The organism is Methylobacterium sp. WL1 (assembly GCF_008000895.1).
Taxonomy (GTDB): Bacteria; Pseudomonadota; Alphaproteobacteria; order Rhizobiales; family Beijerinckiaceae; genus Methylobacterium.
The window spans coordinates 4,256,883-4,280,324 of sequence record NZ_CP042823.1; the positions used below are offsets into that span (position 1 = coordinate 4,256,883).

General features: G+C 69.0%; 22 protein-coding genes, 1 tRNA gene and 1 pseudogene. 11 read left to right on the forward strand and 13 right to left on the reverse strand.

The genetic code is table 11. The features are described from left to right. Positions 1-30: 30 nt before the first annotated feature. The 3 genes from FVA80_RS20720 (at position 31) to FVA80_RS20730 (ending at position 2,913) form a co-directional block, all read left to right on the forward strand. Complete coding sequence (locus FVA80_RS20720) at positions 31-1,203, forward strand: chromosome partitioning protein ParA (RefSeq protein ID WP_187193448.1); 1,173 nt, start codon at positions 31-33, stop codon at positions 1,201-1,203. A 66-nt stretch (positions 1,204-1,269) separates the two neighbouring features. Next, positions 1,270-2,232 carry a mechanosensitive ion channel domain-containing protein gene (locus FVA80_RS20725; RefSeq protein WP_246692053.1) on the forward strand — a complete coding sequence of 321 codons (963 nt, stop codon included), beginning with the start codon at positions 1,270-1,272 and terminating at the stop codon, positions 2,230-2,232. 261 nt (positions 2,233-2,493) lie between these two features. Further along, positions 2,494-2,913, forward strand: coding sequence for a response regulator (locus tag FVA80_RS20730; RefSeq protein ID WP_246692054.1), 420 nt, complete (start codon positions 2,494-2,496; stop codon positions 2,911-2,913). Between the two features lie 59 nt (positions 2,914-2,972). Here the strand turns inward: FVA80_RS20730 and FVA80_RS20735 are convergent, their stop codons facing one another. From FVA80_RS20735 to FVA80_RS20765, 7 genes are all read right to left on the reverse strand, one after another. Then, positions 2,973-5,711 carry a PAS domain-containing protein gene (locus tag FVA80_RS20735; RefSeq protein ID WP_147906457.1) on the reverse strand — a complete coding sequence of 913 codons (2,739 nt, stop codon included), beginning with the start codon at positions 5,709-5,711 and terminating at the stop codon, positions 2,973-2,975. A gap of 399 nt (positions 5,712-6,110) precedes the next feature. Continuing rightward, entirely contained in the window at positions 6,111-7,049 is a 939-nt protein-coding gene (locus FVA80_RS20740; RefSeq protein ID WP_147906458.1) for a hypothetical protein, read from the reverse strand. Between the two features lie 376 nt (positions 7,050-7,425). Then, entirely contained in the window at positions 7,426-9,060 is a 1,635-nt protein-coding gene (locus tag FVA80_RS20745; RefSeq protein WP_147906459.1) for a DUF6538 domain-containing protein, read from the reverse strand. Between the two features lie 99 nt (positions 9,061-9,159). Next, positions 9,160-9,249 (reverse strand) — tRNA-Ser (locus FVA80_RS20750). Positions 9,250-9,321: 72 nt separating this feature from the next. Next, positions 9,322-10,440 (reverse strand): AAA family ATPase, encoded by a 1,119-nt coding sequence (locus tag FVA80_RS20755; protein WP_147906460.1) that lies wholly within the window; start codon positions 10,438-10,440, stop codon positions 9,322-9,324. Between the two features lie 10 nt (positions 10,441-10,450). Continuing rightward, positions 10,451-11,377, reverse strand: coding sequence for an oxygen-dependent coproporphyrinogen oxidase (hemF, locus tag FVA80_RS20760; protein ID WP_187193734.1), 927 nt, complete (start codon positions 11,375-11,377; stop codon positions 10,451-10,453). Positions 11,378-11,454: 77 nt separating this feature from the next. Next, positions 11,455-11,865, reverse strand: a complete 411-nt coding sequence (locus tag FVA80_RS20765) for a PaaI family thioesterase (RefSeq protein ID WP_147855614.1) — start codon at positions 11,863-11,865, stop codon at positions 11,455-11,457. 381 nt (positions 11,866-12,246) lie between these two features. Here FVA80_RS20765 and FVA80_RS20770 point away from each other — a divergent pair, with 381 nt between their 5' ends. Beyond that, entirely contained in the window at positions 12,247-12,750 is a 504-nt protein-coding gene (locus FVA80_RS20770) for a MucR family transcriptional regulator (protein WP_147855615.1), read from the forward strand. 137 nt (positions 12,751-12,887) lie between these two features. Here the strand turns inward: FVA80_RS20770 and FVA80_RS20775 are convergent, their stop codons facing one another. Continuing rightward, complete coding sequence (locus FVA80_RS20775; RefSeq protein ID WP_246692055.1) at positions 12,888-13,088, reverse strand: hypothetical protein; 201 nt, start codon at positions 13,086-13,088, stop codon at positions 12,888-12,890. A 311-nt stretch (positions 13,089-13,399) separates the two neighbouring features. Here FVA80_RS20775 and FVA80_RS20780 point away from each other — a divergent pair, with 311 nt between their 5' ends. The 3 genes from FVA80_RS20780 to FVA80_RS20790 all read left to right on the forward strand — a co-directional run bounded on the left by FVA80_RS20780 (position 13,400) and on the right by FVA80_RS20790 (position 15,646). Beyond that, complete coding sequence (locus tag FVA80_RS20780) at positions 13,400-13,861, forward strand: GNAT family N-acetyltransferase (RefSeq protein ID WP_147906462.1); 462 nt, start codon at positions 13,400-13,402, stop codon at positions 13,859-13,861. Between the two features lie 71 nt (positions 13,862-13,932). Next, positions 13,933-14,289 carry a hypothetical protein gene (locus tag FVA80_RS20785; protein ID WP_147906463.1) on the forward strand — a complete coding sequence of 119 codons (357 nt, stop codon included), beginning with the start codon at positions 13,933-13,935 and terminating at the stop codon, positions 14,287-14,289. A gap of 226 nt (positions 14,290-14,515) precedes the next feature. Then, positions 14,516-15,646, forward strand: a complete 1,131-nt coding sequence (locus FVA80_RS20790) for a DUF2336 domain-containing protein (RefSeq protein ID WP_147957865.1) — start codon at positions 14,516-14,518, stop codon at positions 15,644-15,646. A gap of 50 nt (positions 15,647-15,696) precedes the next feature. Here the strand turns inward: FVA80_RS20790 and FVA80_RS20795 are convergent, their stop codons facing one another. Continuing rightward, positions 15,697-16,017, reverse strand: coding sequence for a hypothetical protein (locus FVA80_RS20795; protein ID WP_147906465.1), 321 nt, complete (start codon positions 16,015-16,017; stop codon positions 15,697-15,699). A gap of 272 nt (positions 16,018-16,289) precedes the next feature. Between FVA80_RS20795 and FVA80_RS20800 the strand changes: the two are divergent. Then, positions 16,290-18,168, forward strand: a pseudogene (locus FVA80_RS20800) (PAS domain-containing sensor histidine kinase). Positions 18,169-18,195: 27 nt separating this feature from the next. Next, positions 18,196-18,894, forward strand: coding sequence for a peptidoglycan-binding domain-containing protein (locus tag FVA80_RS20805; protein ID WP_147906467.1), 699 nt, complete (start codon positions 18,196-18,198; stop codon positions 18,892-18,894). A gap of 77 nt (positions 18,895-18,971) precedes the next feature. Here FVA80_RS20805 and FVA80_RS20810 read toward each other — a convergent pair whose 3' ends face one another. Continuing rightward, positions 18,972-19,262: a hypothetical protein gene (locus FVA80_RS20810; protein ID WP_147897041.1), complete on the reverse strand. Its 291-nt coding sequence runs from the start codon at positions 19,260-19,262 to the stop codon at positions 18,972-18,974. A gap of 277 nt (positions 19,263-19,539) precedes the next feature. Here FVA80_RS20810 and FVA80_RS20815 point away from each other — a divergent pair, with 277 nt between their 5' ends. Next, a complete protein-coding gene (locus tag FVA80_RS20815; RefSeq protein WP_147906468.1) occupies positions 19,540-19,878 on the forward strand; it encodes a DUF1491 family protein in 339 nt (112 codons plus the stop codon). A 125-nt stretch (positions 19,879-20,003) separates the two neighbouring features. Here the strand turns inward: FVA80_RS20815 and dgcA are convergent, their stop codons facing one another. Next, on the reverse strand, positions 20,004-20,987 hold the full coding sequence (gene dgcA, locus FVA80_RS20820; RefSeq protein WP_147906469.1) for an N-acetyl-D-Glu racemase DgcA: 984 nt from the start codon (positions 20,985-20,987) through the stop codon (positions 20,004-20,006). A gap of 1 nt (position 20,988) precedes the next feature. Next, positions 20,989-22,002, reverse strand: coding sequence for an N-acetyltransferase DgcN (gene dgcN, locus FVA80_RS20825; protein WP_147906470.1), 1,014 nt, complete (start codon positions 22,000-22,002; stop codon positions 20,989-20,991). 271 nt (positions 22,003-22,273) lie between these two features. Here dgcN and FVA80_RS20830 point away from each other — a divergent pair, with 271 nt between their 5' ends. Beyond that, the gene (locus FVA80_RS20830) at positions 22,274-22,843 is read left to right on the forward strand and encodes a PAS domain-containing protein (protein ID WP_147906471.1); all 570 of its coding nucleotides are present in this window, start codon (positions 22,274-22,276) and stop codon (positions 22,841-22,843) included. Positions 22,844-22,878: 35 nt separating this feature from the next. Here FVA80_RS20830 and FVA80_RS20835 read toward each other — a convergent pair whose 3' ends face one another. Next, positions 22,879-23,430 (reverse strand): N-acetyltransferase, encoded by a 552-nt coding sequence (locus FVA80_RS20835; RefSeq protein ID WP_147906472.1) that lies wholly within the window; start codon positions 23,428-23,430, stop codon positions 22,879-22,881. Positions 23,431-23,442: the final 12 nt, after the last annotated feature.

Sequence of the window (23,442 nt, forward strand, 5' to 3'; positions counted from 1 at the left end):
CATACGCCCCTCCAAGACCGCGAGACCGCCATGGCCATCGACTACCGTTCGGAACTGCGCCGACCCCTCCCGTTCAGCCTTGCCGTCGTGGCGGCGGTTCTTCTGATCTGGTTGATTGTCGCCTCCATCGCAGGCGCCAAGCAGCGGACGGCGCGGGACCACCGCATCGGTGACCTGGAGGCGCGCCGGACGGCTCTGCAGGGCGATCTCGACCAACAGAGGTCGACCGCCGGCACCCTGGCGGCGCTCCAGGCCAGGATCGCCTCGGCTCAGCAGCAGGACCGTGAGGCCACCCAGGCCGGCGAGCAGGCCAAGGCCAAGGCGGCGAACTTCGCCTCGGAGCAGCAGGCGGCGGAGACCAAGGCGACCGAGGCCAAGGCGGCGTCCGATGCGGAGACCAAGAAGCTGGCCGACGTACAGGGGCAGGTCAGCCAGGCTGAGCTGAAGCTCGCGCCGATGAAGGAGGCCACCACCGCGGCCGAGCAGGCGGCGACGGCGCGGACGAAGGAGCTTTCCGACGTCGGGCGCCGTCTTGAGGAGACGCGCCAGCAGGAAGCCAAGCTAAGGGCCGACATCGCCGCGATGTCCCAGGAAGCGACCGCGAAGACCGCAGACCTCGCCAAGGCCGAGGAGAGCCAGCAGAAGGCTCGCGAGGGCTCGGCTGCGGCTCAGAAGGACCTCGCCGAAGCACGGACCGCAACCGAGCAGGCGACGAAGCAGCGCGCCGACCTGGAACAGGCCATCGCCGGCCTGAATGCCAACCGGGACAAGCTGGCCAATGAGATCACCCAGGTTGGACAGCGATTGCAGCAGGCCAAGGACGGGCTGGCGTCGACCCAGGCCGATCTGGCCACCGCCAAGTCCGAGCGGGACCGGGTGATCTCTGAGCGCGGTCAGGCCGAGCAAGCCATCCAGAAGCTCACGACCGACCGTGATGGCGCGACCTCGGCTGTGGAGGCTCTTCGGAAGCAGCAGGCGGATGCCCAGGCGCAGCTCGCGACGCTGACCGAGGCGTTAGCCGGCCGCAACAAGGAAATGGCCGCCATTGAAGATCGTCTTGGGACGACACGTCAGGAACTGGCAGCGACCCAGGCCCAGTTGGCGGAGGCGCGGCAGAAGCTCTCGGACCAGCCACCGGCCGCGACCGGGCAGCCCGTTCCCCCCCAGCCGCCGGCGCCTGTCACGGCCCCGAAGGCAAACTGATCCGGCAGAGCGTCGACCCACCTGAAAGGCGAAGACTTGCATTTCCTTGGAATCGATTGGGTCGGCGTGAACGCCGAGAACGGACGCAAGCTGGTTCTTTCCCTCGTGTTCGTCGCCGTGGTCGTGGGAGGCGGCATAGGCCTGCGCGCGCTGGTCGGGTTGGTCTTGACCCGCGCCGACCATTCCACGCTCCAGACCAAGTTCTGGACACGTCAGGGTATAAGCCTGGTCGCGGCGGTGCTGCTCGTCCTCGGCCTGCTGTCAATCTGGTTCAACGATCCCGCGAGGCTCGCCACCGCCTTCGGGTTGATGTCGGCCGGCCTCGCCTTCGCCCTGCAGCAGGTCGTCACCTCGCTCGCCGGCTACTTCGTGATCCTGCGCGGCTCGACCTTCACGGTGGGCGATCGCATCACCATGGGGGGGGTGCGCGGCGACGTGCTCCGGCTAGGCTTCATCCAGACCACCATCATGGAGATGGGCCAGCCTCCGTCCGTCCAGGGTGCGTCGCCCGCAATGTGGGTCCGGAGCCGCCAGTTCACCGGTCGCATCGTCACGGTGAGCAACGCGCAGATCTTCTCCGAGCCGGTGTTCAACTACACCCGCGACTTTCCGTTCATTTGGGAGGAAATGGCCATTCCGATTACCTACGAGGCGGACCGGCTGAGGGTTGAGGCGATCATGCTCGCCGCCGCGCATCGGCACGCCCTCGATGCCGCGGGGATGGCCGCGGAGGCCAAGGCCAATTTGCATGAACGCTTCGGGGTCGACCCGGCCGATCTCGAACCGCGTGTGTTCTTCCGCATCACCGACAACTGGCTGGAGCTCACGGTCCGCTTCATCCTCGGCACACACCAGATCCGCGGTGCCAAGGATGCGATGAGCCGCGAGATCCTGGCCGGGCTGGACGACGCCGGGATCGGCATCGCCTCGGCGACCTACGACATCGTTGGGATGCCTCCCATCACGCTCGCCGGGCGGGAACGCGGGGGTCGCCCTGATGCCAGCGCAACAACGAAGGTCGGCGAGTGACTTCGCCGTACCAGCTTCTCGGGATCACATTGTAAAACCCGTTACATGCGTTCCCGGTCACTCCCCAGCTCGACCACCAGGATCCGCCTCGATGAAAGCCTTTACCGTTTCAGCGGCGACCAATTTGGCGGCAGTCGCTGGACGGCCGGTCGGGTCGAGGCGCGAGACATCAGCAGTAGGTTCCTATCGAGGCCGTTCGTGCCTTTCCGAAATATACCTATGTTATCTTGCAACCATGGAGCTGGCGGACGCTTGGGCTCGGTGACCCAATCGAATGCCAGCGAAGCGCCCTTCGCCCTCGTCGTCGACGACGACCCCCTGATCCTTATGGAGACCACCTGCATCCTGGAGGATGCGGGGTTCAGGGTCCTTGAGGCCATGAACGCCGCGCAGGCCATGCGGGTACTGGCTCAGCACCACGAGAAGGTGGTGTTGATGTTCACCGATGTTCAGATGCCGGGTGATGAGAACGGGTTCGCCCTGGCTCGTCATACGGCGGAGCACTGGCCGCACGTGGCTATCGTCGTCGCGTCCGGCGAGCGTTGCCCCGCTGCGGGCGACCTTCCGGAAGGTGCGACGTTCATCGAGAAACCCTTCAGTGCGCGGATCGCAAGACAATTCGTGCGCGAGGTGATGCCGGTCGATCGCCAGCCCATGCCCCTGAAGTCCCTACGGCCGTAGTTCGCCTGGCCGAGCATCGTAGCTTGCCTGGCCCGGCACCGAGACCTGACTTCGACGTGTTAACGGCGGATCCCCGGCGTGTCCTCGGCCTGCAGGCCCCTGAGTGGGGCGTCGATCAGGCACACCACGCCCGAGGGCGGGTAGGAGAGGTCCACCTCGCCGCCGAAGCTGCCGGCGAGGCCACGCCCGATCAGCCTGGACCCGAAGCCGGTTCGCGTCGGAGGGACTACGACGGGGCCCTCGTGCTCTGACCACCGCAGGGCGCAGTGTGGCTCGCCGCCCTCGTCGCGGAGGGACCAGGCGATCGACACCTTGCCCTGGGCCGTCGACAGGGCGCCGTACTTGGCCGCGTTGGTGGCGAGCTCGTGCAATATCAGCGACAGCGACATCGCCGCCTTGGATCCGATCGAGAAGCTCGGACCTTCCAGGACGAAGCGCCCGAAGTTGTCCTGGTGGGTTTCGAGGGCGCTGCTGATCAGGGTCTCGATGGGCGCGGAGCCGACCGCCCCGCCCAGCAGCAGGTCGTGGGACTTGCCGAGGGCGATGAGCCGACCGGCCAAGACATCCTTGGCCGCGTCGAGGTCGGTCGCCGTGCGCATGGTCTGCGTGGCGATTGACTGCACCATCGCAAGCATGTTCTTCATGCGGTGGCTGAGTTCGAGGTTCAGCGTCCTCTGTCGTTCCTCTGCCTCGATCCGCGCGAGTGCAGCACGCGTCCGGTCGGCGATGTTGTTGGCGAAGCTGATCTCCTCGGGTCTCCAGGCGTACGGGACATCCTTCAGGGCATAGAGCAACGCTACGAACCGCCCGTGCTCCATCACCGGCAGGTTCAACAGCGACCGCACGTGGATTGCGGCGAGCGTGCCGGCATCCGAGGCGGTGCGAGGGTCGTCGCCGGTATCGTCGATGATCACGGCATGGCCTGCCTTCAGGGTGTCGATGTAGGTGCCGTAGTCCCGGAAGCCGTGAGTGCCGCCGATGCTGGGTAGTCCCGGTGCCGTCCATCCCTGGTCGACGAGGATGGTCTCCCGGTCGTGCTCCACCGCCCCGTAACCGGCATGGGACAGACCCAGCGTACGGCCGAGGATGTCCGATGCCACGCGCAGGATCTCGGCGGGATCGTTCGAGTTGCGCATGCGGTCGCCCAGCTCGACCATCGCCGCGCGCCGCACCTCGCCTTGCTTCCGTTCGGTGACGTCGAGGAACAGGCAGCCGAAGCGCTGGCCGGTCTCCTTGTTGGCACGGACCTCGAACCACCTGTGCAGGCCGGGGACACCGATCTCGAACAAGGCTGGCTCGCCGGTGTCGACGACGTGCGCGTAACTATCGATGAGCCATTGCTCGATATCCGGCACGTAACTCCGGATCGTCCGACCGATGCTGTCGGCCGGAAGGCCGGACTGCCTCGCGAAGGCCGGATTGATCTCGATGAACCGGTAGTCGACGGCTTGCCCGTCCGCATCGCGCACCAACTCGCCGACGAAGAAGCCTTCCTGCATGCCGTCGAAGAGGCCGCGCCAGCGCTTCTCGCTCTCGGCGACCTGATGCTCGGACGTCCGTTGCCGGGTGATATCGCGCGAGACCACAAGCAGCCGCTCGGGCTGGCCGTCCGCCCCTCGGATCGGCGTGACCTGCACGTCCCACCATTTCGGCGTGCCCCTCAGCGTTTCGGCGGGTGCCTGGAAGTGCCCGGTGCCGCCGGCCAGGGCCTCCCAGAACGCCGACCTTGCGTCGACCCTGGCCTGGCCATGCCAGAACCCGGTCCAGTCGCATCCGTTGACCTGGTTGAAGTCGTCGGCCTCCATCACGGCGAGGCCTCCCTCGTTCATGTAGGTCAGCCTCGCGTCCGGATCGAGGACCTTGATGCAGTCGGCCGAGGACGTGAGCACGCTTCGCATGAACGCGGCATCGGCCGCTCCCTTGGCGGCGACGTTGCGCTGATCCGTGCGGTCGCGCAGGATCTTGAGGAAGCCCTCGTGGCGGCCTTCCTCGTCCCTGAGCGGCATCATCTCGCCGTTTGCCCAGAACAGGCTGCCGTCCTTGCGCAGGTGCCAGCGCTTGTCGGTGCCGCGACCGTGCAGCAGGGCCGAGGCCATCTCCTGCTCGGGGATGCCGGCCGCGACGTCCTCCTCGGTGAAGAAGACATGGGCGGGCTTGCCGCACATCTCGGCCTCGTCCCAGCCGAGGATCTGCTCTGCGCCGGGTGACCAACTCGTCACCATCCCCTTCATGTCCAAGGAGACGATGGCGTAATCGACCGCGCTTTCCAGGATCGCCTTGTTGCGCCGGTCGCTCTCCTTGCGCAGGCGAAGCGAACGGCGCAGTTCCAGGATCGTCACGACCTGGTGCGCCAGCGTGCGGAGCACGAATGCCTGCGAGGGCGTGAGCTTGTTCGGCTTGGTATCGAGCACGCACAGGGCGCCCAGGGCCACGCCGTCTGGGGTTCGCAGCGGGGCTCCCGCGTAGAAGCGGACCTGGGGACCGCCGGTCACCAACGGATTGGCCAAGGTGCGGGCGTCCCGCGTCAGGTCCTCGATCTCGAAGACACCGTCCTGCTGCACGGCGTGGGCGCAGATCGACTGGGACCGCGGCGTCTCGCCCTGGCCGAAACCGGTCTCGGCCTTGAACCACTGCCGGTCGCCGTCGAGGAGCGAGATCAGCGACACCGGCATGCCGCAGACCTCTGACGCCACCTTCACGATGTCGTCGAACTCCGCCTCTGCGGCCGTGTCGAGGATGGCGTAGCCAGACAGCTCGGCGTGTCTACGCTTTTCGCTCTGCTCGATCCAACCCGACATTCCCCCGCCCATTGTTTCTTTTGACGCCTTGTCGGATCAGCGACCCTCTTCGGCGAGGATTGCCTTCAATCTCCCCGGCCTTCAATGGCGTCCCGGCATTTGATCCCACCCGATATTCGCTTCAAGCGTCACGGCGCAACTTCGAGGGCTTGGGGAGAGATTAACGACCGCTCAGGCCACATCGAGCGGTCGCGCCATCCAAGGTGACGGGCGCCCCGGATCCTGTCCGATCGACAAATGGTAGTTGCCAACGTTACCCGTTACCGATGACCGAACGTTTGAGCCGCTCTACCTTGAGGAGTCCCTGCCGGATCAAGGAAGACCGCCGACCGCGACCCAACCGTGAGGGAAGCTTCGCCCGGGCCATCGAGGGGATCGCGATTTCGCCCTCTCAGGATATCAGGCCGCCTGAGCCTCGGGACGCGTCCGGTTGGGTGCATCCCGCCGCTTCACGTCGTAACGGCAATCCTTGAGCACCAAGGTGGGGTTGCGCCTCTCAAGACGGAACTTGAGTTTCTCGACGAGCATTCCGACGCCGATGGGGTCGAAGGCCAATGCGGCAAGCGACTTGGTCTCGTCGTCGATCACGTCCACCAACTCCGTTGCCGTCTTCGGACCCGAGCGCCTGATGAAGGCGGTCAACTCAAGGATGAGACGGGTCCAGAAATGCCTCGACGCGGATGCGGAGACGCCATTCCTGCGTCCGATCCGGACATGCGGCATGGTGGTGACGAAGCTCGGGACCCCGATTGCCGGGGGCGGGGTGGTCGATGCCGACCGAGTGGGCGCCATGGCCTCGCGCAACGCGCGGTTTTCCTCTGCCAGACCGGCCAGTCGTTCCTCCAACCGACCGACCAGGCGCTCCATCTGACCTAGCAGCGCGGCACCTTCCATCGATGGCTTCGTCGGCTCGTGCGCCGCGGCCGATCGCTCCTCCGCGATCCGCATCGCCAACTCGGCGAATGAGGCGATAGCCTTCTCCATCTCCTCCGGCAGGTCCAGCGTCGCGAGATGACCCTTGTAGCGCCGTCGCTTCTTCCAGTCCGCGAGAGGGTCCTGCAGGTCCCGGTTCGAGACGCCTTTGCCTTCCGGTTCCCCCGGCAGGCGATTATACCGCCTCAGGGCCTTCTGGATCGTCGAGGTGGACACGAGCGTCCCCTCGGCCACGAGGGCGTCGGCCAGGGTGTCGACGACGTGCTGCTGGATCATGGGCGTCCGGCTCGGATGGTCGATGCCATCCTGGACACGAACGATGAAGAACACTTTCGTCACATCGCCGTCGAACTCGTTCGGTCGAGCACCCTGATCTGTCACGACATGTTGGGCCGACCGGGTCACGACATCACGCTATGGATCGCGAACCCGGTCCCCTGGTGGTCGAGGTCTTCACGGAGCGCCAGGCCGGGATCTCGTAGTTGCCGCGGTTCTGCTCTCGATTGGGAACGGGCGCCGTGGTGAAGACGCTGGTCAACTGCGCGTACGGTCACCGAATGGCAAGGTTTCCGGGCGAAGACGCTATGTCCCAAGGCTTAGGGATCTACTCCGCGCCGGCTTCACGCCTACCAACCCGGGGCTGACTTGCCAGCGTCGCCCCAGACGGGCTTGGAAGCCCCAGCCGTTTAACGGGCGGCAAGCGTGTCGGATCGGCACGCCAGTCCGGCGTTCCAAGGACGTCGAACGAAAGTGCACGGAGCCAAGCCCTAAGCGTTCGGGTTCATGTCGGGCCTTCGTCCTCCGCAACGGCGAGCAAGCCGTCCGATGCCTTCGCGGTCACCGACTTCCTGCGCCTGTCGATGGCGGCGCCTGCCACGACCTCGTAGCGAGGGATCTTATCGACCTCCAGCTTCAGGGCGTTCGGGAGGAACTCGCCATACTTGTCACCCTCCGTCGCCGGGGCATGACCCTGGATGGCATCGAGCCTCGCTGAGTCTATCCCAACCGCTCGCCCGATCGTCTTGAACCGGTGTCGCCACCCGTGGTTCGGCTGCACGTTCTCATCGTCGACGCCGACGGCCCGAACCCACTCAGCGAGCTTCCCGCCGACCTTCACGTAGGTCGGGTTGCCGGCCGAGGCGCCGCGCTGGCGGGCGACGCTGTAAAACAGCGGGCCGGCCTTCTTGGAGCGTACGAAGTCGAGGAAACCTTGCTCGACCAGATGGTCGTGGAGCGGCACCTCGCGGGGGCCGGTCTTGGTGTTGCCGGCCTCGGGGGTGATGTTCATGACCCACACGCCCTCGCTCCGCTTGACGTCCTGAACACGAAGTTGCGTGATCTCGTTCACCCGCGCGCCGGAGTAGGCGCACAACCAGGGCACCCATCGGCGGGCGTCCTTCAGCTCGCGGGATGCGAGGCCGTTCTGCGGCGCCAGGGATGCGGACAGGATCAAGTCCGCCTCCTCCGACGAGAAGCCCGACTTGCGGAGCTTCTTCTTTTTCTTGACCCGCACGACCACGCCCGCGGCTGGGTTGCTCCCGATCCTCGACTGCGAGACCGCGAACCCGAAGAGGGCCTTCGGGGCCGCGAGATAGACGTCCCTGACGGTGAGAGGACTCAGGTCCATGGCCTCGTCGAGCATCTTGTCTCGCCACCGGATGACGTCGGCGGTCGTGACGCGGCGGATATCCTCGGTGCCGACGAAGGCCATGAACTTCGTCAGGATCGGGTACCACCGCTTGACGGTGGCCTCGCTTGGCTGGAGCGACCGCCTGTATTCGATCCAGAGGACATCGAGCTTGAGCGCCCCGGCCGCGGCGAACGGCTCCGGGAAGCGCTCCGCCTTCCGGTCAGGGGTGTAGTCGCCCTCGGCATTGCGGAGAAGGCTCTCGTTCGCCAGGGCGCTCGCCTCCGCGGCGGCCAGGACGATGCGGCGGTGATCCGCCTCCGAGACGATCAGGCCCTTGTTGGCGATGAACCTGTCGACGTCGTCGCCGTGACGGGACCGAACCACCGCCTCGGCCTCGGACCACCCGGTCGCCAGCCGCAGGGCGGACGGCTTCCCTGCGCTGAGTTTCCGCAGACCCTGCAGGCTTCTGTCCGCCAAGGTTCGGCGGCGCCATTCCTCGGGCGCGCCTGGGTCGTCGGCGTGCTCGGCGACCTTCCTGCTGTAGATCTCGCCGGCCAGGGCCTGGACCTGCCGGTTGCTGAGCGGCTGGTTCCCCTTGCGGAGGTTCGCCCAGCGCTCCTCGACCTCCATGGTGGCGGCGAAGTGCCGGGCCCTCGCCTCGGTCGGGTCCTTGGTACCGAGGGAGCGCTTCTCGATCTCCCTGCCGACGAGCTTAACCAAGTCCGCGGGCACGCGCCTGCGGAGATGGTAGACGCCGGTCTTGGGATGCTTCCAGGGTCGAGCCATCGGCAAGGGCAATGTGTACCACCTGTGTGTACCACCAGGCGGTGAAAAAAGCCTTACGCACCAATAGCTTGTGTCGGATCAAGCACTTAAGGGGGTACTTGGCGGAGAGGGGGGGATTCGAACCCCCGATGCCCTTGCAGGCATGCCGCATTTCGAGTGCGGTGCATTCAACCGCTCTGCCACCTCTCCGCGAGGTGCCTCAATGAGACGGGCGGTGCGTAGCACGCGGGGTCGGGCTTCACAAGCTGCGGCGTGGGCCGGTCAGACCACGATCGTGATCGCCTGCGCGGCCCGGGTGAGGCCGGTGTAGAGCCAGCGGGCACGGTGCTCGCGGAAGGCGTAGGATTCGTCGAACAAGGTCACCCGGTCCCATTGCGAACCCTGCGCCTTGTGGACGGTCAGCGCGTAGCCGTAGGTGAACTCGTCGGTCTCGCGACGCAGGAACAGCGGGATCTCCTCGTCCGTGCCCGAGATCATCGCGCGCAGCACCTTGATGTCGGTGGCGCGGCGGCGCAGCGCCGGGTCGTCCTCGGGCACGACGTCGAGGCGGATCAGGTCCGGGCGCGGCGGGGCGCGCAGGGCCTGCACTGTCCAGGTCGAGCCGTTGAGCAGGCCCTTCACCCGGTCGTTGCGCAGGCAGACCAGCTTCTCGCCCACCGCCGGCATCGGGTCGGTGTGGCCGGCGAGTTCCCGGAGCCGGTTGTTGTAGAGGCGGCGGGTCTTGTTGAGGCCGACCAGGACTTGGTCGCATTCCAGCACCTCGGCCGGGTCCAGCGTGCGCCGGGAGACGATCCGGCTCTGCCCGTAGGTCCCGAGTTCCAGCCGCCCGCCCTCGCGCACGGTCATGGCCATACGGACGATCGGGTCGTCCTTGGCCTGCCGGTGCACCTCGGTGAGCATCACGTCGGGCTCGGCCTCCGTGAAGAAGCCGCCGCCGCGCACGGGGGGCAGTTGCGCCGGGTCGCCCAGCACCAGCACCGGCCGGTCGAAGGACAGCAGGTCGTTGCCGAGGTCGGAATCGACCATCGAGCACTCGTCGATGATGATCAGGTCGGCCTTCGCGGCCGGGCCGGACCGGTTCAGCGTGAAGGTGGGGCCGCCCTCCTCCGCCTCCTTGGTGCGGTAGATCAGCGAGTGGATCGTGGCGGCGTCGTAGCAGCCCTTCTGGCGCATCACCGAGGCCGCCTTGCCGGTGAAGGCGCCGTAGACCACGGTGCCGTCGACATCCTCGGCGATCCGGCGGGCGAGCGTGGTCTTGCCGGTGCCGGCATAGCCGAACAGCCGGAACACCTGGCTTCCGCCGGCCTTCCGCCAGGCGGCGATGGCCTTCAGCGCCGCATCCTGCTGGGGCGCGAAAGCCGCCGGCAACCCGGCGCTCAACGGAACACCCTCATGGCCAGCGCACGGTGGGCGGCAGGGACGACAGGATCGAGGCGACGTTGCCGCCGGTCTTCAGCCCGAAGATCGTGCCCCGGTCGTAGAGCAGGTTGAACTCGACGTAGCGCCCGCGCCGGACCTGCTGCTCCTCGCGATCAGCCTCGGTCCAGGCGGTGTGGACGTTGTCGCGCACGATTTTCGGATACGCCTCAAGGAAGGCGCGCCCCACGTCGCGGGTGAAGGCCAGATCCGCCTGCGGATCTCCAGTCCAGCGATAGTCATAGAAGATACCGCCGATGCCGCGGGGCTCGTTGCGGTGCTTGAGATGGAAGTATTCGTCGCACCAAGCCTTGTAGGCCGCATGGTCGACGCCGTGGGCCGCGCAGGCGCGCTCCAGGCAGGCGTGGAAATGCCGGCTGTCAGGATCGTCCTGGCTGCGCCGCCGCACCAAAACGGGCGTGAGGTCGGCGCCGCCGCCGAACCACGCCTTCGTGGTCACCACGAAGCGGGTGTTCATGTGCACCGTCGGCACATGCGGGTTCCATGGATGCGCGATCAGCGAGATGCCGGTGGCGAAGAAGCGCGGATCCTCGGCGGCCCCGGGCATCTGGGCACGGAATTCCGGGGCGAACTCGCCGTGAACCGTGGAGATGTGGACGCCGGCCTTCTCGAACACCCGGCCCTTGAGCATCGCCATGACGCCGCCGCCGCCGGGCCGACCGGTATGGTCGGTGCGGCTCCAGGGCGTCTTCTCGAAGGTGCCGGGTCCCGTGGGGGCATCCGGATGGAACGGCCCCTCGACCTCGGCCTCCAGGGCCTCGAAGGCCGCCAGGATGTGGTCGCGCAGGGTCGCGAACCAAGCCGCGGCCTCGGATTTCATGGCCGTCACGTCGGCCTCGGACAGGGGGGCAGTCAGGGCTGCGCGGGCGGCGTCCGGCATGGTCATGCGGTAGGCTTTCCCACTGCGCCGATTGGGCGTCAATCGGTGGGCGTCAATTCGCCGAACCGGAACCGGCGTCAGCGCGGGGCGCCCTCGCCCACGGGCTTGAGCAGGCCGGTGGCGCTTGCCACCAGCTCGCCCTGCGCGTCGCGGATCTCGGCCTCGCAGAAGGTCACCGAGCGCCCGGCCCGGGTGACGCGCCCCTCCGCGATCAGGGTTCCGCGCCCCGGTGCGAGGAACCGGGTCTGCATGTCCAGGGTCACCACGGGCCGCCCGGCCTTCAGGCGGGCGGCGGTCCCGAGGGCGACATCGAGCAGCGTGCAGATCACGCCGCCATGGGCGATGCCGAGGTTGTTGGCGTGCTCGGGCCGCAGGACGAGGCGCAGCCGGGTGCGGCCCTCCCGCACGTCCAGGGCCTCGATCCCGCAATGGTCCACGAACGGGATGTGGGCGCCGAAGACCGTGCCCTGCTCCGATGGTTGATCCACGCCGCCATCCCCAGATCTGATTCCGCCGACATCGTCATCGGGCCGACAGTATACAATCCCGTGACCCGCTCACGCCCCGGATCCCGCCGCGTGCGACGTGTTTCCGGTCTGTTGCGAGACCGGGCAACGATTTTCTCAGACGAAGCCGCGGAATCGACGCGTCCCAAAGGCGTAACGCCTGCAGACCGCAAGGACCGGATCTCGTTCAAGTGCGGCTCGCCGCTGTCGCGTTGCTCGGCCGACGATTTCAGCTGCACCGACGGCTTGAGTAATATGCGTGTTCATGGCCGACGCATTATGTAAGGAAACTCTCGACGACGACTTGATTTTGTTGCACAGACGATAGAACCGTGCCCCACCGTCGGATAGAGGGAGTCATCGATGGACGACATCGCCACAGATCAGCAGCAGACCTTTATCGAGCAGGCCTCGGACATCGTGTCCGCGTATGTCTCGAACAATTCCGTCCCGATCAGCGAATTGCCCGCGCTCCTGGCCGGCGTTCACGCGGCTCTGGCAAAGCTCTCCGCTCCGGCGGCTGCCGTCACCGAGACGGCCGACAAGCCCACGCCGGCCCAGATCCGCAAGTCGGTGACCCCGGACGCGCTGATCTCGTTCATCGACGGCAAGCCCTACAAGACGCTGAAGCGTCACCTGTCGCGCAACGGCCTGACCATCGAGCAGTATCGCGAGCGCTTCGGCCTGCCGCGGGACTACCCCTCGACGGCCGCCAGCTACTCGGCGCAGCGTTCCGAGCTCGCCCGCAGCCTTGGCCTTGGCCAGCAGCGCCGCAAGTCCGCGGCGCCCGTGCAGGAGCCCGAGGAGGAGCCGGCCGAGAAGCCGAAGAAGGCGAGCCGTCCGCGCAAGGCCAAGGAAACCGCCTGATCCAGCCGGTCGCCCGGTCTCGGGCGGCCCCAATCCCGGAGCCTCGATCCGACTGATGGTTCGGGCGGCGCACATCCCGTGCGCCGCCCGAACCATATCTGCGTTCCGGGGCCCGCCCCGCCCACCGTGGAAACCGATCAGGCGAAGTCGGCGAGATCGTCGGCCACATCCCCCGCGGCGCGCTCCGTCTCGGCTTTCTCGGCCTCGCTCTTCTCAGGCTTGTCGGCCTCTGGCTGACGGCCGGGCGCCGTCGACCGCCCATCCGCGTCCGGCGCATCAACGCCTTGCCCGTCCTTGGTTCGGTCCGGCATCCGGCTCGACATGCTGCGCACTCCCATGGCCCGTTCGGCTGGGGTGCAAAGCCCCCAACGACACACCCGTTCCGAACCCACCACTGCGCGTCCGGTGACGGACAGGCTCTGCGTGATCCCGTTCGAGGCGTGCCGGCGCGGCGGCGGACCGGATCTCGACCCCGCGGCTCACCGGCCTGCCCGGGGTCGGCCGCTCCGCAGACCGAGCGGAACGCACACCGTATCGTGACGGCGGCGAGCCGGCCCGACCCGGCTGGCGCCGGATCTGAGATGCACCGGATGGGACCGATCGCGAAGGCTCGCGTTGACCGCCCGGCAACACGGTACGGGAGCGTGGATTGGGCAATCGCTACGGGTTGGAGATCCGCGCCGCCGCAGGGTCCGACGCTCCGGGTCTCGCCGAACTCCTGGGTGCGGCCGGTGTCGCGGTCGGCGCGGCGGATCTGACGGTCCGGCTCGACGCGCTCCAGGGCGGCGGCGGCACGGCCCTGGTGGCGGTGGAATGGGGCCCGCCGAGCGGCCTGATCGCGCTCAGTCCCGTCCGCACCCTGGAGGCGCCCAGGGCGACGGGCCTGATCACCACCCTGATCGTCGGGGCGGAGTCCCGGCGCCGGGGCATCGGCCGAGTGCTCCTGAAAGCGGCCGGGCGGGCGGCGCGCCAGGCTGGCTGCGACCGGCTGGTCCTGAGCGTCGGGCCCGGCCAGGACGACCTGCGCGCCTTCTGCGAGGCCGCCGGGTTCGCCGCCGACGGGCACAGCCTCGCGCGGCCCTTGCTGAAGCGCGGATCCGGCGAGACTTGAGATCCGCGACACCATGGGCGCAGCCGGCAGCGGATATCGGGCGTTGACCCGCAGATACTGGAGTTCCACCGATGCTGCTGAGATCCGAAACCCCGCCGTCACCCGGAAACCTTCAGGCCGATCCGCCGCCGGATTCGAATAACCCGACCTCGGCGCAGCTCAAGGGCGATATCGACAGCGGGCGAACCGGCGACAAGATTCCCCATGTCGATGTCGGCGCCGCCCCGCTCGGCACCTGCGAGGAGGCCGGAGGCGCACCGCCGACCTCCCAGGAAGTCCGCCTGGCGCGGCAGAACGAGCGCGCGCCCTCCGAGAAGGCGGCGGCCGGGATCATGCAGACGCGCACGCCCTGGATCACCCCGGCCTTCGCGGGCGCCATCGTGGCGATCGCGGTGGTGCTGACGGTGTCCCTCTGGCTGACGCATTAGGGCCGTTCCCGATCGCGTTGCGATCTGGAACGGCTCTCCGTCCTAGATCCGACGCGCTCGCTGAGGCCGAACCGGCATCTACGCCGACGTTGAGCGCTCCGGGCCGGACCCCGCGGGGTCCCGGGATGATGCAGGACGACACGGCACCGCTGGAGGCGGCTTAAAGGTCGATTCACGTCGATGCGGTTAGCGTGAGCTTACTGCAGTCTTGCGTAAACCGATCCTCATGCCCCCATCCGTCGACGCTCCGCCGGACCTGTCCGGGCTCCTCGAATTGGCACGGATCGAGAATCTCGATCTCAAGCCGGTGATCCTCCGCGTGCAGACCGACTTGTTCGTTCGGGCACCCGGACGGGACCGGGCCGAGGTCGAGATTTTCGAATCCCTCGCCTGCGGCCTGATCCCTACGGTGGACGACGAGACCGCCGAGGTCGTGGCCCGCAAGCTCGCCCCCTTCCCTGAGACGCCACCCACCGTCCTGGAGGCGCTCGCCCTCCGCGGCGGCGCCGTCCGCGACACGGTGGTGACGCTCGCCCCGGTCCTGAGCCACAGCCTGATCGAGGCCGCCCTCGCCGACGGATCCGACATCGCCGCCCGCATCGCCACCCGGGTTGGGCTGAGCCGCGAGGCGGTCGACGGACTGTCCCGCGAGGACCGCCTCGAGATCGACGTGGCGCTCGCCGCCAATGTCGGCATCACCCTGCGCGGTGCGGCGCTCGCCCGCCTCGTGAGCCGCGGCCGCGGCGTCGCCGACCTCGCGCACCGGCTCCTGGCCCGGCCGGATGTCTCGGCCGCCGACCTCGTGCCGCTCTACCTGCACGCCGATCCGATTCGCCGCGAGGTGATCGGCCGGACCGTCGAGGCGACCGCCGCCCTGCGCCCTGCCCGCCGCCGCCGCGCGGCCTGGGCGGAGACCCTGACCGGCCTCTCGGCGGCCCAGGACGTCCCGCGCTTCATCGCGGCCCTGGCCGACAGCCTCGGAATTGCCCACGACTTCCTCGCCGTCGTCACCGATCCCGGGGCACGCTACGACTTGCTGACGCTCGGGTTGCGCGCCGCCGGCCTGCACGAGGAGGAGGCGGTCTTCATCTTCCTCACCCTCAACCAGGGCGTCGCGCGCTCGGCCGAGCGTGTCTCTGGCCTGGTGCGCCTGTTCCGGACCGTGAGCCGGCCGGCCTCCCGCGACCTGATCGCGGCGATCCTCGATACGCCGCTGGCCGAGCGCGGACGCAGTGAAGCCCACCAGCCGCTGCACGGCCCGGAGGCAACGCTGCGCCAGGGCCCCGAGCGCGCCGGGGCACAGCGCCCGCCCCTGCCGATGCGCGCCTTCCGGGCGACCGGCGGCGAGGCCGGCTGAGCCATCGCGGTCAGGGATTCAGAAGGGCTCGGCCCTTTGGAAACCCGATATCAGCGCGGATCCGACGGGCCCCGCCAGGCGGGCTGCCGGTCGGAGGCTTCCAGCGTGTCGTTCGAGGCCGGCTCGGGCTCGTCAACGCCGGCGCGTCGGCTCAGCTCCGCCATCAGGCCCCGGGCCAGCACCGCACGCACCGCCCGGTCCCGGGTCTCCGCAGGGATTGCGTCGAGGGCGGCCGGAACCGCATTCCGAGCGTTCGCGGCGGCCGCGCCCGTGAGCTTGCGGGTCTCCGCGGCCGGATCCGCGCCGGTGCGCAGCAGGGCGCAGTACGAGAGCGCGCCGATCACCAGCGCGGCGCGCAGCAGGAAAGTCATCGGGCGGGCTCCGTGGCGGATGTCGCGCGCTATCGAACGCGAAAATCCGTCCGGTTTCGTGAACTCCGCCTCAACCGGTTCGGTTTTCACGCGCCATGGTGAACGAAGCCCGCGCGTAGAAGTCTGGTTACCTTACGGAAAGCATCCCGCGCATTCGGCCAAGTCGCGCAACACTCGTTTAAGCCGCCCCTGCGACTGTCCGGTAGTCGTTTTGAAGTCGAGCCGGAGGCGCGGGGAATGTCGATTGGCATTCACCGCGGCGCGTGTGAGCCTTGCCTGTAAAAAAAGCCCTGACGTCTCTGCTCGACGACCGTCTCGCGGGGCTCGTCCACGAATCCGTGGCGGATGATGCGAGCGTCCGGTTCCGGCATGAGCGCTTCCTGGTGTCGCGCCTCGCCACCGGCGTGGTGATGATGGCGGCGCTGCCGCCTTACCTGCTCTGGCGCGGGGTGCCGTCGGGCATCGAGGTGGTGGCGATCGCCAGCCTGCTGCTGCCGGTGCTGGCCGCCGTGCTGCTCGCCCGCACCGGGTGCCTCTGGATGGCGCACGCGATCTCGTCGGCCGGCCTGACCGGTCTGGTGGTCTGCCTCGCGGGCCTCACCGGCGGAGCCACATCCCCGGCAGCGGTCTGGCTGGTGGCGATCCCGCTGGAGGCCCTGGTGTCCGGCTCGATGCGGGCCACCGCCGCCGCGGCATTCCTGGCCGTCCTCGGCGTCCTGGGGGTGGTCTTCCTGGGCTCCTGGGGCGGCGCCGTCCCGCTGGTGGACATCTCCGCCAGCGTCGCCCTTCCGGTCTTCGCGATCACCGCGATCGGCCACGTCGCCGCCCAGGCCCTGGAGCACATGCGCAACGAGGGCACCTGGCGCGAGCGGCTGCGCGACAACGAGGCCCGCGACCGGTTGCTGTTGTCGGCGATCGACGACCTCGTGACCTGGCACGACCGCAACGGCCGCGTGCTCGAGGCGTCGGTCTCGGCGAGCCGGATGGTCGGCAGCGACGCGGCGCAGCTGCGCGGCCACGGCCTGCTGGAGCGGGTCCACGTCGCCGACCGTCCCGCCTTCCTCAAGGCGGTGAGCGACGTCGCCGCCAGCGGGCGCCCGGCCACGCTGCCGCTGCGCCTCCACGTCGAGCCCGCCGCCGGCCGGCCCGACGGCGCCCGCCTGATCCATGCCGAGATGCGCGCCCACCGGATCGCGCACGGCCCCCACGACACGGCCATGACGGTGGTGGCGGTGACCCGCGACATGACCGAGCATCACCGCCACGCCGAGGAGCTGGAGCGCGCCCGCGCCGAGGCCGAGCGCGCCGACGCGATCAAGGGGCGGTTCCTGGCCAACGTCACGCACGAGCTACGCACGCCGCTCAACGCGATCATCGGCTTCTCGGAAGTGCTTGCCGGTGAAGGCGCGGTCAGCCTCAGCCCGGACCAGGCCCGGGAATATGCCGGGATCATCGGCTCCTCCGGCCACCACCTCCTCGGCGTCGTCAACACGCTCCTCGACATGAGCCGGATCCAGAGCGGCAACTTCGACTACGCGCCGGAGACGTTCGATGCCGCTGCGCTGGTGCAGACCTGCTGCGACCTGATGCGTCTCAAGGCCGAGACCGCAGGGGTCACGCTGGCGGCCTCCGTGCCGGGCCCGATCGAGATCACGGCCGATCCCAGCGCGTGCCGACAGGTGCTGATCAACCTGATCTCGAACGCGGTGAAGTTCACCCCGCGGGGCGGACGGGTCGACCTGTCCCTGCGCCGTGGCCCGGATGGCCTGGAGATCGTCGTCGCCGATACCGGCGTCGGCGTCGGCGAGGGCGACTTGCCCAAGCTCGGCACGCCGTTCTTCCAGGCCGGCAGCGGCGGCTACAAGCGCCAGCACGAGGGAACCGGCCTCGGCCTCTCGGTGGTGCAGGGCCTCGTCGGCCTGCACGGCGGCGCGATGCTGATCGAGAGCGCCCCGAGTGCCGGGACCGCCGTCACCGTGACGCTGCCTTTCGTCTGCCGGGATCCGGCGGCCGCCGCCGGCCCCGCCCCGATCCGCACGGCCGTGCGCGGCGCGGCGCCCCCCTGCGCCGGCGGTGGTGCGCCTGCCGCTCGGCCTGTTCGACGCGGAACCCGGCGCCGCGTCGGAGCCGGCCCTGCGCCGCGCCGGCTGAGCCAGCGATCCGCGAGAAGGAGACACGATGTCAGGCTACCGCGAGATCACCGTCCCGGGCGAGGCACGCTCCGCCCGCCGTCCCGTCCAGCGGCGCGCCGCCCCGAGCGACTGGCGCGGCGTGCTGGTGGGGGCCATGAAGGCCACGGGCGCCTCGTGCCGGAACAGCCCCGGCACGGTGGTCAGCAGCCTCGTGGCCGTGGGGGCGGCCGGCTTCATCTGCTTCAACGCCCTCGGCCATCAATCCGGCCGCCATCCGGCGCCGATCCTGCCCAAGGTCGCGGCCCAGAAGGCCCCTCCCCCGCGCGAGGCGGCGGCGGCCCCGAAGGAGGCGATCCGGGATGTCGTCAAGGAGTCGGTGCAACCCGAGCGCGCCGCGGCCAAGCAGGTCGTCCGCGATCCGATCGCCGAGCTGATCCGCTCCGACGAGACGACCGCCTCGGTGACGCCCAGGGCCGTCCCGACCCGGTCTGCCGCGAAGCCGGCACCGAAGGAGACCGCCAAAGAGGCCCCGAAGACGGCCAAATCCGAAAAGGACGCCGATCCGGTGTTGCGCGCGCAGAAGGCGCTGTCGAAGCTCGGCTATCCGGTCAAGCCGGACGGTGCGATGGGGCCGGGCACCCGGGCGGCGATCGAAAAGTTCGAGCGCGGCGCCAAGCTGCCGGTGACCGGCGAGGCCGCGGGCCGGACCCTGCGCGCATTGCTGTCCCACGCCGGACAGGGTTGAGGCGCTCGCCGGCGCGGCGAGGGCCTATAGGAGCCGGCGAGAACCGGGCGAGGCCCGGATCCGCCGGCTTGGCGCACTCAGTATTGCGTGCCGGTGAAGCGGCAGATCGTCTTGCAGCGCGGGCCGCCATTACCCTGCCAGGACTTCGCATGGCCGATCGACCCGGTCATGTCCTGGGTCGGATTTCCCCCGGATCGATGGACCACGATGTTGCAGGGGTCGCTCGCGGTCCGCTGATAGCGTGGGCAGGACCTCGACTCGCGGTTGCCCAGCAGATCCATCAGCGTTTCCGCCTTGACGTCGGCCGGTGCGCTGACTGCGCAGGCGGAGGACAGGATGAGTGCAGCAATCCAAGCGAATCTCGGCATGTAGATGCTCCTTTCCGCGCCGTCTCCTGCAAATCTGAGCGGCTTATGCTCAGTTAATCATCAGAATTCAGTGATTATGTGCGCAATAACACATCGATTGATCTTATTTTAATCCCGATCTTGACGGATTATTTTCTCGGATTACTCGGCCGACTTGATCGTTGTGCATCCGGTCGGGCGAAGGCCGGGTCTGGCGCGATGCGAGCGGTCCGATCCACGGTTGCTCAAGCGGCCGCTTTCGCGCATCCCGGGCGCTCGTCCGGGAGGCCCGACACGCATGCGCCTGCGCTCCGATTTCTGGGTCTCGGCCCACCTGCGCCGCCTCGGCATCGAGGGCATCCCGGCGGTCCAGCGGCGGGGCGGCTCTCCGGAGGCCGGCGCGATCTTCGTCAAGGTCGACCGCCTCGACGGCACCGCCGACCTCTACGGCCCTGCCCCCCAGGCCCTGTTCGAGGCTGAGGACAGCGGCGACCGCCGCTTCACCGCGCTCGTCACGGGCGGCACGCCGCTCGACGTCGAGGAGCGGCTGACCAAGGAGATCCGGTTCGATTCCGATCTCTGGATCGTCGAGATCGACGATCGACAGGGACGGCATTTTTTGGAATTGGCGGAGTAGTTTAGACGCTCTCAGCCCGGGATATCGCTAATAATAATGTGAATGATAATCGTGTTATTCAGCTCAATACCGCCACCGGATTCAGGGCGGGGCGGTGAGCCATCGCCCCGATCCTGTCGCCTCCCCTACCCCCACAATTCCGGCTCCGGCGGATGCACGATGCTGCCGTCGTAGTGCAGCGGCGGGGCGCGGTCGCGGGCGAGCAGCAGGGGGCCGTCGAGGTCGACGAAGTCGGCCTGGGACGCCAGCAGCGTGGCGGGCGCCATGCCGAGCGAGGTGCCGAGCATGCAGCCGACCATCACGGACAAGCCCCGGGCCCGGGCCTCGCGGGCGAGCAGTACCGCCTCGGTCAGGCCGCCGGTCTTGTCGAGCTTGATGTTGATCGCGTCGTAGCGGCCGGCCAGCCTGTCGAGGCCGGCGCGGTCGTGCAGGCTCTCGTCGGCGCAGACCGGGACCGGGTGCGGGATCTCGGCGAGCAGCGCGTCGGCGTCGGCCGGCAGGGGCTGCTCGATCAGCGCGACGCCCGCCGCCAGGCAGGCCGCGAGGTTGGCCTCGACGGTCTCCGGGCGCCACGCCTCGTTGGCGTCGACGATCAGCCGGGCTTGCGGGGCGCCCGCCCGCACCGCTGCAATGCGCTCGGGGTCGTCGACGCCGCCGAGCTTCACCTTGAGCAGCGGCCGGTGGGACGCCGTGCGGGCGGCCTCGCCCATGCTCTCGGGCGTGCCGAGGCTTAGCGTGTAGGCGGTGACGGCCGGCTGCGGCGCCGGCAGCCCGGCGATCTCCCAGGCCCGGCGGCCCTGGAGCTTGGCCTCCAGGTCGAACAGGGCCGAGTCGAGGGCGTTGCGCGCCGCCCCCGCCTTCATCCGTGCGGTCAGCTCGTCTCGGCCGATCCCGGCGGCGATCGCCTCCGCCTGCCCCTCGATCAGCGCGACGACGCTCTCGACGCTCTCGCCGTAGCGCGGATAAGGCACGCACTCGCCGCGCCCGATCCCGTTCGCGTCCGTGATGGTCGCCACCACCACGGCGATCTCGGTGCGGCTGCCCCGGGAGATCGTGAACGCGCCGGCGATCGGGAAGCGCTCGACGGAGAGGGTCAGGCGGCGGGCCATGTCAGACCTCCGGGAAGTCGGCGACGATCCGGTCGACCAGCCCGGCGACGCCGAAGCGCACCGGGTCGGTGGCGGGCAGGCCGTGCTCGGCGGCGAGTTTGTCGAGAAGCGCCTTGGCCTCGCCCTCGCTGAGCGCCTGCGTGTTCACGGCAATGCCCACCGGGCGGATCGCCGGGTTGGTCAGGCTGCCGAGCTGCACGGTGAGGTCGATCACCTGCTGGAGGGTCGGCAACGGGTGTTTCACGCCCCGCATCGTGGTGCGGGTCGGCTCATGGCAGACCACGAAGGCGTCGGCCTGCGCACCGTGCAGGAGGCCCAGGCTGACCCCCGCGAAGGACGGGTGGAACAGCGAACCCTGCCCTTCCAGCAGGTCCCAGTGATTCGGGGCGGCCTCCGGCGAGATCGTCTCGACCGCACCGGAGATGAAGTCAGCCACCACCGCGTCGATGGCGACGCCCCGGCCGGAGATAAACACGCCGGTCTGTCCGGTGGCGCAGAAATCCGCGTCGAGGCCGCGCTCGCGCATGCCGCGCTCCAAGGCCAGCACGGTGTACTTCTTGCCGACCGAGCAGTCGGTGCCGACGGTGAGCAGGCGCCGGCCCGCGCGCTTGGTGCCCTTGCCGGTGGGGAAGCGCTCATCGGTGTGGCGGACGTCGTGGAGCTGGCGGCCGCGCCGGGCGGCGGCCTCCGCGATCGCCGGGACCGCACCGAGCTTGACATGCAGGCCGCTCGCCACGTCGAGACCGGCCTCGATCGCCGCCACGATCTCTTTGATCCAATGGTCCGGCAGCGTGCCGCCGGCGTTGACCACGCCGATCACCAGGGTCCGGCAGCCCTTGGCCAGGGCCTCCGGCAGGGTCATGTCGGGGATCCCCAGATCGGCCGCGCAGCCGGGGAGACGCATCTGGCCGACGCACCATTCCGGGCGCCAATCCTTGATGCCGTAGGCGGTCTTGGCCGCCAGCGTGTCGGGCACGTCACCCAGGAACATCAGATAGGGCGTGGCGATCTGCATCGGTCGAAAAGCCTTCTGGGGAAGCCGGCGGTCCGTCTATGCGGGATCGTGGCCGCCCGGCGCAATGCACGATGGCGGCCAGGGCGGTGGACGCCGCCCCTGTCCGGCGCATCGCCGGCATGTCCGGGCAGCGGTGGATTTCCCAGGCCGCTCCGTCCTTTCGGCCCGCGCGCCGGAACGGGCGGCATCCGCGCACGATTGCCGAGGGAGTCCCGCTCGCGATGGGCGGATTCTATCCGTCGAGCCGCCTTCCGCATCCGGAGGTCATCCGATGATCTTCATGACCGACGCTACAGGCGCCCTGACGTATGTCAGCTCCGAATGGCATGGCCTTACCGGGCAGGCCAGCCGCGACGCCGTCGGGCAGGGCTGGTTCGAGCGGCTCCACAGCGAGGACGGCGCAGTGCTGCGGGCGGTCATCAAGGAGGCCGCGGAGGCGCAGGCCGAGTTCACCGTCCAGTTCCGCCTGTCCAGCGAGGGCGGCGCGTCGATCTGGGCGATGGCCGGGGCGGTGCCTTCCTACGGGCCGCCCGGTCGAACCTTTCTGGGATTCCTGGGCTCGATCACCGAGATCACCCCCGGCAGCGAGGCCCTGCAGGCGCAGGGCGGCCTCGGGCGCTTCGTCCCGCCGCCGCCGAGTCCCTCCACGGCTCCGGTCTCGACCCTCGATCTCGTAGCCGACCATCTGCTGATCGCGCACGGCCTGATCGAAGAGGATGGCGGCAAGGCCGCGCTGGCGCCCCTGCAGGAGGCCCTGTTCCGGGTCGCGCAGGAGATCGCGCGGCTGATGGCGGTCTCGCCCGACGCATCCGGCGTCGGGGACGGCGAAACGGTTCACTGAGGCCGGCCCGGGCTCACCCGGACCGGCCGCGGCCATCAGGCGGCGCGTCGTCGCGCAACCACCGCCTCGTCCGCCACGGGCTCGACCGGGGCGAGGACGCCCGTCGGCCGGACCATGCCCGCGGCGCCCGCGAGCCCCCCCTTGCGGAGTTCCAGTCCGAGGAAGCGCGCGCGCTCGAACGGACCCGGCAGGGTCAGCCCTTCGGTAAGCGCCTGGTCGAAGCCGAAGCGCGCGTAGTAGGGCGCGTCGCCGACGAGCAGCACCGCGCCGTGACCCAGCGATTCCGCCCGCCCGAGGGCGGCCTGCATCATCACCGAGCCGAGCCCCTGGCCCTGGATCGCCGGATCGACCGCGAGCGGCCCCAGCAGCAGCGCCGGGCGGGCGAGGCCGGCCTCGACGTGCCACAACCGCAGGGTGCCGACGAGGCGGCCGGCCCGGGTCGCCGCGAAGGCGAGGCCGCGGGCGGGACGCCGTCCCTCGCGCAGGCGCTCCGAGGTCCGGGCGCGTCGATTGCCGGCAAAACAGGCGTCCAGCAGGCGCTCGCGCGCCGGGACGTCGTGCAGGTGCTCCGCGCGGATCTCGATCATGGCAACGCCCTC

Coding starts and splice junctions, on each gene's coding strand:
- FVA80_RS20735 (WP_147906457.1), bottom strand. CDS start 5,711: ATGTCGGGTTGGATCGAGCAGAGCGAAAAGCGTAGACACGCCGAGCTG.
- FVA80_RS20830 (WP_147906471.1), top strand. CDS start 22,274: ATGATCTTCATGACCGACGCTACAGGCGCCCTGACGTATGTCAGCTCC.
- FVA80_RS20795 (WP_147906465.1), bottom strand. CDS start 16,017: ATGACTTTCCTGCTGCGCGCCGCGCTGGTGATCGGCGCGCTCTCGTAC.
- FVA80_RS20775 (WP_246692055.1), bottom strand. CDS start 13,088: ATGGGAGTGCGCAGCATGTCGAGCCGGATGCCGGACCGAACCAAGGAC.
- FVA80_RS20785 (WP_147906463.1), top strand. CDS start 13,933: ATGCTGCTGAGATCCGAAACCCCGCCGTCACCCGGAAACCTTCAGGCC.
- FVA80_RS20770 (WP_147855615.1), top strand. CDS start 12,247: ATGGACGACATCGCCACAGATCAGCAGCAGACCTTTATCGAGCAGGCC.
- FVA80_RS20720 (WP_187193448.1), top strand. CDS start 31: ATGGCCATCGACTACCGTTCGGAACTGCGCCGACCCCTCCCGTTCAGC.
- FVA80_RS20835 (WP_147906472.1), bottom strand. CDS start 23,430: ATGATCGAGATCCGCGCGGAGCACCTGCACGACGTCCCGGCGCGCGAG.
- FVA80_RS20805 (WP_147906467.1), top strand. CDS start 18,196: ATGTCAGGCTACCGCGAGATCACCGTCCCGGGCGAGGCACGCTCCGCC.
- FVA80_RS20815 (WP_147906468.1), top strand. CDS start 19,540: ATGCGCCTGCGCTCCGATTTCTGGGTCTCGGCCCACCTGCGCCGCCTC.
- dgcN (WP_147906470.1), bottom strand. CDS start 22,002: ATGCAGATCGCCACGCCCTATCTGATGTTCCTGGGTGACGTGCCCGAC.
- FVA80_RS20745 (WP_147906459.1), bottom strand. CDS start 9,060: ATGGCTCGACCCTGGAAGCATCCCAAGACCGGCGTCTACCATCTCCGC.
- FVA80_RS20790 (WP_147957865.1), top strand. CDS start 14,516: ATGCCCCCATCCGTCGACGCTCCGCCGGACCTGTCCGGGCTCCTCGAA.
- hemF (WP_187193734.1), bottom strand. CDS start 11,377: ATGCCGGACGCCGCCCGCGCAGCCCTGACTGCCCCCCTGTCCGAGGCC.
- FVA80_RS20810 (WP_147897041.1), bottom strand. CDS start 19,262: ATGCCGAGATTCGCTTGGATTGCTGCACTCATCCTGTCCTCCGCCTGC.
- dgcA (WP_147906469.1), bottom strand. CDS start 20,987: ATGGCCCGCCGCCTGACCCTCTCCGTCGAGCGCTTCCCGATCGCCGGC.